Annotated in this window: 11 protein-coding genes; 5 read left to right on the top strand and 6 right to left on the bottom strand. The window is 36.7% G+C overall.

The window, feature by feature from the left end:
- Positions 1-146: 146 nt before the first annotated feature.
- Complete coding sequence (locus ACFOOI_RS00720) at positions 147-515, bottom strand: LytTR family transcriptional regulator DNA-binding domain-containing protein (protein ID WP_379833833.1); 369 nt, start codon at positions 513-515, stop codon at positions 147-149.
- 214 nt (positions 516-729) lie between these two features.
- Between ACFOOI_RS00720 and rpe the strand changes: the two genes are divergently transcribed.
- The 3 genes from rpe (at position 730) to ACFOOI_RS00705 (ending at position 3,156) form a co-directional block, all read left to right on the top strand.
- The gene (gene rpe, locus ACFOOI_RS00715; RefSeq protein ID WP_379833830.1) at positions 730-1,395 is read left to right on the top strand and encodes a ribulose-phosphate 3-epimerase; all 666 of its coding nucleotides are present in this window, start codon (positions 730-732) and stop codon (positions 1,393-1,395) included.
- Between the two features lie 191 nt (positions 1,396-1,586).
- On the top strand, positions 1,587-2,840 hold the full coding sequence (locus ACFOOI_RS00710) for an aminotransferase class I/II-fold pyridoxal phosphate-dependent enzyme (RefSeq protein WP_379833827.1): 1,254 nt from the start codon (positions 1,587-1,589) through the stop codon (positions 2,838-2,840).
- Between the two features lie 133 nt (positions 2,841-2,973).
- Positions 2,974-3,156, top strand: a complete 183-nt coding sequence (locus tag ACFOOI_RS00705; RefSeq protein WP_379833825.1) for a histone H1 — start codon at positions 2,974-2,976, stop codon at positions 3,154-3,156.
- A 71-nt stretch (positions 3,157-3,227) separates the two neighbouring features.
- On the opposite strand, the gene ACFOOI_RS00700 is transcribed toward ACFOOI_RS00705, so the two are convergent.
- Together ACFOOI_RS00700 and ACFOOI_RS00695 are read right to left on the bottom strand one after the other, a co-directional pair.
- Positions 3,228-3,644, bottom strand: coding sequence for a MaoC family dehydratase (locus ACFOOI_RS00700; RefSeq protein WP_379833823.1), 417 nt, complete (start codon positions 3,642-3,644; stop codon positions 3,228-3,230).
- Positions 3,645-3,678: 34 nt separating this feature from the next.
- Complete coding sequence (locus ACFOOI_RS00695) at positions 3,679-4,101, bottom strand: YybH family protein (protein WP_379833821.1); 423 nt, start codon at positions 4,099-4,101, stop codon at positions 3,679-3,681.
- Positions 4,102-4,140: 39 nt separating this feature from the next.
- Here ACFOOI_RS00695 and ACFOOI_RS00690 point away from each other — a divergent pair, with 39 nt between their 5' ends.
- The gene (locus ACFOOI_RS00690) at positions 4,141-5,010 is read left to right on the top strand and encodes a diacylglycerol/lipid kinase family protein (RefSeq protein ID WP_379833819.1); all 870 of its coding nucleotides are present in this window, start codon (positions 4,141-4,143) and stop codon (positions 5,008-5,010) included.
- Positions 5,011-5,068: 58 nt separating this feature from the next.
- Positions 5,069-5,398 carry a translation initiation factor gene (locus ACFOOI_RS00685; RefSeq protein ID WP_379833817.1) on the top strand — a complete coding sequence of 110 codons (330 nt, stop codon included), beginning with the start codon at positions 5,069-5,071 and terminating at the stop codon, positions 5,396-5,398.
- Between the two features lie 15 nt (positions 5,399-5,413).
- Here the strand turns inward: ACFOOI_RS00685 and ACFOOI_RS00680 are convergent, their stop codons facing one another.
- From ACFOOI_RS00680 to ACFOOI_RS00670, 3 genes are all read right to left on the bottom strand, one after another.
- A complete protein-coding gene (locus tag ACFOOI_RS00680) occupies positions 5,414-6,862 on the bottom strand; it encodes a peptide MFS transporter (protein ID WP_379833815.1) in 1,449 nt (482 codons plus the stop codon).
- 170 nt (positions 6,863-7,032) lie between these two features.
- The gene (locus ACFOOI_RS00675; protein ID WP_379833813.1) at positions 7,033-8,379 is read right to left on the bottom strand and encodes an ABC transporter permease; all 1,347 of its coding nucleotides are present in this window, start codon (positions 8,377-8,379) and stop codon (positions 7,033-7,035) included.
- A gap of 19 nt (positions 8,380-8,398) precedes the next feature.
- Entirely contained in the window at positions 8,399-9,313 is a 915-nt protein-coding gene (locus ACFOOI_RS00670) for an ABC transporter ATP-binding protein (protein WP_379833810.1), read from the bottom strand.
- Positions 9,314-9,418 lie beyond the last annotated feature (105 nt).

Below are 9,418 nucleotides of genomic sequence, written 5' to 3'. Positions count from 1 at the left end.
GCCAAAAGCATATGCACTAATACGTTACAAATTATATTAGCTTACAATCAATTAGTTACCACTCAATAAAAAAAATAGAAACAAAAAAAGCAGCTTCAAATCGAGCTGCTTTTGGGATTATTTTACATAATTATTTCAACCTAAACTTATGTCATTTCAGCGTTTTTAAGGCATTCTTCTACCTTCGGCCCCTGCCTTCTCGAGAGCTTAAACACCTCTCCAGTTGACATTTTTAAGCTCCTAATTCCGCCCTCCACAAACACCTCTTTTGCGTATTTTAAATTAACCAAAAGACCTTTTCTTACCAGTATAAAATCGTGGTCAGTATCCAACTGAGAATAGTAATGTTTGAGTGTAAAAGCAGAACAAATCGAACCTTTATCTAGCAGTCTAATCATAGAATAATTACCCGCTATGCTTTCTATATATTTGATATTTGAAAACGAAACCGCTTTCTTACCATAATTGAGATACATCTTTCGATCATTGATTTTTAATTGTGTAAATGTTTTCATAGTCTTCTTTTATTTAAATAAACTAAAATTCGTTTTTTCTGAAAAACTGATTCATGTTTTATGAAATATGCCTTTCTCATACAGATTTAGCTTCAAGTTGTAACAATAAATAAAACAAGGCAACGGGTACTTAGTAGACAGTACAATCAAATGAGTGAATGGCTTCTTTTTGTAAATAATCTGTCAAATGGCTAACTTTGCAAAAAAACAAAATATGACTAAACCAATTATCGCCCCTTCTATACTCGCATCTGATTTTGCAAACCTTCAGCGAGACACCGAAATGGTTAATAACTCAGAAGCCGACTGGTTTCATGTGGATATAATGGACGGTGTATTTGTGCCTAACATTTCTTACGGTTTACCCGTTACCCAAGCCCTTCACAAGCACGCAACTAAACCGCTTGATGTTCACTTAATGATTGTGCAACCAGAAAAATATTTGGAAGACTTTAAAAACGCAGGAGCTGAAATTTTGACTGTGCATTATGAAGCATGCCCACATTTACACAGAACCATCGAGCAAATAAAATCTTTGGGTTGTAAAGCGGGCGTGGCCTTAAATCCAGCTACACCAGTTTCAGTATTAGAAGACATTATTCACGACTGCGACTTGGTTTTAATCATGTCTGTAAATCCAGGTTTTGGAGGACAAAAATTCATTTATCATACTATTGAAAAAGTAGCCAAACTTAAGGCCTTGATAACTAAGAAAAACGCCAATACGATAATAGAAATAGATGGAGGTGTAAATCTTGAAACTGCACAATTATTGATCAACGCCGGAGCAGATGCATTGGTAGCAGGAAGCTTTGTTTATAGCTCTAAAAATCCGGTAGAGACAATATCGAATCTTAAAAATTTACAAGTAACTTCTTGAAAAAAACAGGCTGTTTTATAGTTTTTATCAAAGAAAAACATGCCACCAATTAATAATATATTGTACTTATCTAAGAGTCAGGCCTTTCTATTGGTGGTTTGATTTCTATAATTACATAATAAAATTATTAATTATTACATTTGCTCAATTTTTATTTATCATTTGTCACATTATACGATTTATTCCAAAAAATGATTGAAGATATTTTCGATAAAGTAGTTAATAATATGGGCCCTATTGGCTCACATGCTCATTACTCGCACCATTACTATTCGTTTCCGAAACTTTCTGGCGAATTAGGCCCGCATATGACCTTTAACGGCAAAAAAATGCTAAACTGGTCACTTAATAATTACCTAGGTTTGGCTAATCACCCTGAGGTGAGAGAGGCTGACGCAAAAGCTGCAGCAGAGTATGGCCTTGCCTACCCAATGGGAGCCAGAATGATGACAGGAAACACAGAACTTCACGAGCAGTTTGAAAAAGAACTTGCCGAGTTTGTGGGCAAAGAAGATTCATTCTTACTTAACTATGGCTACCAAGGCGTTATGTCTGTTGTTGAAGCTATGGTTGATACTAAAGACATCATCGTTTATGATGCCGAGTGTCACGCTTGTTTGATAGACGGTATTAGACTTCATAGAGCCAAAGGCGGAAAGTCTTATACCTTTAAGCATAACGACATGGAAAGCCTTGAGAAAAACCTAATAAGAGCTACCAAACTTGCCGAAGAGCAAAAAGGTGGAATCATGGTGATTACTGAAGGGGTTTTTGGTATGTCAGGTGTAGTAGGTAGTTTAGATAAAATTGCAGAACTTAAGAAAACATACAAGTTTAGACTTTTGGTTGACGACGCCCACGGTTTCGGAACTTTAGGAAAAACAGGTGCTGGAGTTCCTGAGCATTTTGGTGTTCAAGACGCAGTAGATTTACATTTCTGTACGTTTGCAAAATCTATGGCGGCTATTGGTGCTTTTATTGCAGCAAAGAAAGAAATCGTTATGTATTTAAAATACAACCTAAGATCTCAAACTTACGCAAAGGCTCTACCTATGCCATTTGTACTTGGTGGAATGAAAAGATTGGAGCTTATCAAGAAAAATCCACAGCTTAAAGATCAGCTTTGGACCATAGTAAATGCCCTACAAGAAGGTTTCCGCAAAAGAGGTTTTAACATAGGTAACACTAACTCGCCTGTAACTCCGGTTTTCCTTCAAGGAGACTATGACTTACCTACTGTTACTAATCTAATACGTGACCTCAGAGAAAATATGGGGATTTTCTGTTCGATTATCGTTTATCCAGTGGTTCCAAAAGGTGTGATTCTTCTAAGGGTTATCCCTACAGCGGCTCATACACTAGAAGACGTGGAATATACCATGAATAGTTTTGAAATAGTGAAGCAAAAACTGACAGATGGAGCGTATCGTCCGGTGGAAGCGTAAAACTATAATAAATTAAGAATTTAATTGGATTAAATTAATTTTTATTAATATTTCCTAATTAATTGTTTTATTGTTTAAATATATTAAATTGCAGTCAAAATTTAGTTTAAACACGTATAACCCCTTTAAATTCATGGACAAATATTCAGAACTTTACGACTTAGTTACCTCATTAAAAGACGATTTTGACAAGTTTTATGATAAAAAAAATAAAGCTGCTGGTACAAGAGTTAGAAAAGGCATGCAAGAGGTTGCAGCTTGGGCAAAAGAAGTTAGAGCCGAAGTTCAGGCAATGAAAAATGCTGGAATGGAATAATTTTTAGATTTTAAGTCTTATAAAAAAACACCAACTGTAAAGCTGGTGTTTTTTTTGTGCCAAATTTTTAATTAGAAGTTATCTTCATTCATCAAAGTCCCTGTACCTCTGATGGTTACTTTGTTGGTTTCTTTGTTATAAACCTCGGTAGCTATCTGAGCAATATGCCTAACAGGCTCAACCTCCACAACTCTAAAAACCACTTCGTAAGGCACACCAACGTGCATTGGCCTTAAATATTCGGTTACTTGCTTCATATATATAGACCCCGGCCCACCAGGCTTTTGCATACCCAAAAACTTAGTAAAAACACTGCTACTTAAGTGACCGTGAATAATCGGAATTTTGAATTTTGTGGTAGCCGCATATTCCGCATCTAAATGTATCGGATTGTGGTCTCCCGTTAAATTCGCAAAGGCAATCACGTCATCTTGAGAGAATGAAAAATCATGTCTAAATTCAGCTCCAACTGGTATTTTTTCTTCCATGTAAAATTTTAATTATTATAGTTTATATTAGTGTTTAGCTGGTATGGTCACTTACGACCACCCAATTTCCGTTTATTTTCTTAAATATTAAGGTAAAATATCCCCCGATATCACCTTCTACTGGTCGCTTTAAGTGCCATTTTCCCAAAACCCACGCACTGGTCTTACTCATAAAATCAACCTCCTGAATATCGAATTCTAAAGTGCCCATTTTATCTCGATTTGAATAGCTCTTTTCGTATCTATCCAATGTGGCCTGCCAACCTTTAACCACGCCGCTTTTGCCAATAAACTTCAACTCTTCTGATTTCCAGTAGTCTTCCATAAAAGCCGGAATATCTCCTTTATTCCAATTGGATTGTTGCCTGGCCAAAACTTCTAATATTTCAGATTTTTTTTGAGCGAAGAGGCTAAAACTAAATGGAAAAATTATTAAAAATAGAATTACTTTTTTCATTTTTGTACAAAGTTTTCAAAAACACATAAATCTAAGCGATTGAATCAACAAGATATCATTTTTATTATTAATCCAATAGCTGGAGGTGCAAAAAAAAATATTGAGTTATTGCTAAAGTCGCTTTTAGCTCAAAAAAACATAAAAACGCAGTTTCTAAAAACTCTGTACAAAAAGCATGCTTTTGAATTGGCTAAGGAATATTTAGCCAAAGGTTACACGCATTTTGTGGCAGTGGGCGGCGACGGAACCGTAAACGAAGTAGCAACGGCACTCCTTCACACTAACGCGGTATTGTCTATTATTCCAGTTGGCTCGGGCAATGGCCTCGCCCGTATGCTACAAATTCCACTAGAAATAGAAAATGCTCTGGAAGTAGCCCTAACGCACAAAGTAAAAAAAATAGACGCCGGCACTATCAATGAGTTTCCTTTTTTCTGTACCGCTGGTATCGGTTTCGATGCCTATTGTGCCTATGTTTTTGACCAAAACAGCCATAAACGCGGCTTGGCTAACTACATAAAAGTAGCCTTAAACGCTTATTTTAAATTTAAACCCATAGAAATAGCTTTTGAAAATAAAACAAAAAAGGTATTTTCATTAACTATCGGAAATGCCAATCAATTTGGAAACAATGCATACATAACCCCCGATGCCAAAATAGACGATGGGCTATTAGACTGCTCGGTAATATTGCCACATTCTAAAATCTACGGGCCCGTATTGGCGTATTTAATGATGAGTAAAAAGCTTAGAAACTCAAAACATGTAGATAGCTATACCGGAAAATCTTTTTCAATTAAAATAGCTCCGGGCACCAACATTCACCTCGATGGAGAGCCTTTTAAATTAGACGCCACAGCCTTGAATTTTAACATTTTGGAACTTTCATTGGCCGTAACGGTTAAATAAATACAGCAGAAATCCCTATTTTTATTATTGGGAATACGAATCATAAAAAAATAAAACTATGAAAAATAACAAAGGCGGAGTGGTTTTTTCTACAAACCCTGACTACGAATATGCCTCAGACAATGAGGAAATGGAAACACTTCCAAACGACAAACAAAGTTTTAAGATTTGGTTAGACAGGCGTGGCGGCGGCAAAGTAGTAAGTCGAGTAGAAGGCTTTATAGGTACTGCTGCTGACATAAATGAACTAAAGAAAAAACTACAAAATCACTGCGGAACAGGTGGAAGTGTAAAAGATATGGAAATCTTGATTCAAGGCGATCAGCGAGATAAAATATTGGCCTATTTGCTAAAAGAAAGCTATAAAGCAAAAAAAGCCGGAGGTTAATCCGGCTTTTTCTTTTTATTTTATCCCTCCCATCCAATTTTTAATCTGTTTCTGAAAGAGTATCATTATTAAGCCTGCTCCTACACCGTATAAACAAAACTGCATAAACAGCCCCGGCATCGCGTTCACGTTTCCTTCGTCAAAGTTTCCTGCAAATAATCCTGCAATAAGGTTACCCAATGAAGCCCCCACAAACCACAAGCCCATCATTTGACTATAGTATTTTTTAGGTGCAAGTTTGGTATACGAACTCAAACCCACAGGGCTTATACAAAGCTCTCCAAGCGAATGCAAAAGGTAGGTAAAAGTTAACCATCCCATACCTGCTAAAGTGCCATCTAACACTCGCTGAGCTGCAAAATACATGATAAGGAAACCAAGACCCAACTGAATTAAGCCAAGACCAAATTTAACAGGAACATTCGGATTCAAGTTTTTCTTATTTAACCAAACCCAAAGTGCCGCAAAGGGTGCTGAAAACACTAGGATATAAAACGAATTTGCGTTCTGAAACCATGATGCTGGCAATGCAAATCCAAACAGGTCTTTGTCTGTGTGTCTGTCTGCAAAAATGGTAAACGTAGTGGCTGCTTGTTCAAAACCTGACCAAAAAATAGCAATGGCTACAAACAATATAAACAGCACTCCTACTCTTTTACGCTCTACTATAGTTAGCGATTTGTCTAAAAAACCGATGTAAAAGAAATACCCAACGGTAATACCAGAAATGATATATTTCATAGAATTAGCCAACTGAATACTATCTAATATACCCGAAGTAACCGAGATAGCCGCCAAAGCTAACATACCGATAACCACATACAAATACGTCAAAGATGACTTAGTCGCAGGTTTTTCACCTACATTTTTAAGATACTTGCCGTTTACTTTAAAGTTTATTAACCCAAAAAACATGGCAAATGCGGCAGCTCCAAATCCATAATGCCAGCCCACTTTTTCGCCCAAATATCCTACGATAAACATTCCTAAAAATGAACCCAGGTTAATTCCTAAATAGAAAATACTAAAGGCCGCATCACGTTGTGCTCCTCCTTCGGGGTATAACTCCCCAACTATAGATGATATATTTGCTTTTAAAAGCCCAGTTCCGACTGCCACAAAAGCCAATCCTAAAAAGAACACACCTGGACTACCCGGAATAGCAAGAATAGCGTGACCTATCATAATACTGATACCACCCCACCAAATCGCTTTTTTCTGTCCTAAAATGTTGTCTGCAATCCAACCTCCGGGAAGTGTTAATAAATAAACAGAAGCTGCATAAAGACCATAAACTGCACCTGCGGTGTCTTCGCCCAAACCTAGAGCTCCTTCTTGAGCACTTTTGGTTAAATATAAAAACAAAATGGCACGCATGCCGTAATAACTGAAGCGTTCCCACATTTCTGTAAAGAACAATACAAATAGGCCTCTAGGATGCCCAAATAAGGTTTTTTCGTTCATTTTAGGTTAGATTTATTAAAATTGGTTTGTTGATTATTGTCTTTTCTTAAAGAACAGATTCGAATTTAATCTATAAAAATCAAAACCACCAACTTTCTTATGACAAAATACAAATGAAAAGGGCTTGATTTACGAATAAACCAAGCCCTTTATTATGCTTTTATTTAAAATTAGCCTTTATAAAAAAGCCATTTCCCCATTTCTTTCCAAGTTACTTTTTTGCCATACATCAAAATACCTACACGGTAAATACGTGCGGCAATCCAAGTGGTAAATATAAATCCACCGATCAATAGCAAAACAGACACCACAATTTGCCAAACAGGAACCCCAAACGGAATTCTGACCATCATAATAATAGGTGATGTAAACGGAATCATTGAGGTCCAAATGGCCAAGTTTGAGTGCGGGTCACGAATCACAAACTGAGAAATCATGAAAGCCGCTATGATGGGAATAGTGATAGGCATCATAAACTGCTGGGTGTCGGTATCACTATCTACCGCCGACCCTACAGCACCAAAAAGTGCACTGTACAACAAATAACCGCCTATGAAATAAAAGAAAAACGAAATCAAAATAGTAGCCATAGGCAATGTATCTATAGCTCCAAAAATATCAGGAAGTGCTCCTTGCGGCATTCCCCCGCCATTCTGCATTTTTGCTTTTGCCATTTCCTGAGCCTCGGGTGGTAAGTTCGCCATTTGTGATTCGGTAATCATTTGCTGGGAAGCGGCTAACTTATCGGCCATTATTTGTCCGCCAATAGTAATGACACCCACCGAAAGTAATATCCACAAACCAAATTGAGTAAGTCCAACTAAAGCCACACCCACTATTTTACCAATCATAAGTTGAAAAGGCTTCACAGATGAGATGATAACTTCAACAATTCTACTAGTTTTCTCCTCAGTAATCCCTCGCATAACCTGAGCTCCATAGATAAATACTGATAGGTAAATCAAAAAAGCACAAATACCCCCTACAATAGACGCCGCTGCCGCACTACTTTTCTCTTCAGTGCCTTCTTTGAGACTTATAGTTTCTGACTTCACATTCATTTTAGCACTTTCTAGCACACTTTGTGTGATGCCCGCCTCGGTTAATTTAATGTTTTCTATTTCTCTCTCTATCGTGCTTTCTACCCTGTTTTGTAGCTCTAAAGCCACCCCTTTTTCTGAGAAGATTTGCACCTTTCCGGTGTTCTCAAATATACCGGCAGGAATATGCACCAAGGCATCATATCCACTTTCCTTAAAATTTGCTTTTGCACTGGCCAAGTCAGACTTTGAGAAATCAAAAAGAAACTCATTAGTAGGTTTAAATTTTCCTTCAAAAAGATTACTTTCATCTACTACCTCTATTTTCTTTTGGTCTACAGAAGACAAAGCCGCCCAAAATACACCTCCATAAAGTAAACCTATCAATAAAGGACCCACCAAAGTCATGATAATAAACGACTTCTTTTTTACGCGAGTCAGATATTCTCTTTGAATAATTAATAAAATATTTTTCATAAAAATTTAATTTAAAAGTTTAGTTAGAGCCTTGCACGGCTTTTATAAATACATCATTCATAGAAGCAATATCTTCTTTAAAAGACTTAATTTCAGCATTTTGGATTAAGTCTGCAATGATTTGATTTCCACCACTTCCGGCTTTGGCCTCCAGCACTGCCAAGTTAGAACCATCTAAATTTGCCTCATTCGTTTTTAAATGGTAGCTATCGGTTTCGGTTGGCAACACACCAGAATACAACACCGAAAACGTATTGGTTTTGAAAGCATCTTTGATGTCCATTTTTTTACCTTCTAGTACTTTCTTAGACTTATTTATCAAAGCGATATAGTCGCACAATTCCTCCACAGATTCCATACGGTGTGTAGAAAAAATAATCGTAGACCCTTTTTCTTTTAACTCCAAAATCTCGTCTTTAATTATGCTCGCATTTATAGGATCAAAACCAGAAAATGGCTCATCGAGAATTATCAGTTTGGGTTGATGAAGAACTGTGGCCACAAACTGAATTTTTTGTTGCATACCCTTCGAAAGGTCCTCCACGCTTTTGTCCCACCAGGTTTTAATATCAAATTTCTCAAACCAATATTTGAGTTTGTCCATGGCCTCTGCTTTGTTTAAACCTTTTAGTCTAGCCAAATACAAAAGCTGCTCTCCCACCTTCATTTTTTTATAAAGGCCTCTCTCCTCAGGCAAATACCCAATTTGATAAATATGCTCTTCTGAAAGTGGTTTTCCATCAAATAATATTTGGCCACTATCTGGACCAGTGATTTGATTTACGATTCTAATTAGCGATGTTTTACCAGCACCATTTGGCCCCAAAAGCCCATAAATAACGCCCTTGGGTACATTTAAACTAACATCGTCTAGTGCTTTATGATTGGAATAGTTTTTTACTATTCTGTCTACAGTCAGTATATTTTCAGTCATATAAATTAATTTTTTCAAAAATAGCTGATTTGGTCTTCATTCAAAAATCTTTGGGTTAAATGGTCAAACAAGCAATCTAAATGGTTTGATATTCTTCGATATTAT

Origin of the sequence: Lacihabitans lacunae (assembly GCF_042649125.1) — a bacterium.
GTDB classification, from domain to species: Bacteria; Bacteroidota; Bacteroidia; order Cytophagales; family Spirosomataceae; genus Leadbetterella; species Leadbetterella lacunae.
Note: the sequence above shows the minus strand (reverse complement) of the source record. Positions and strands in the feature narration are given on the sequence as shown.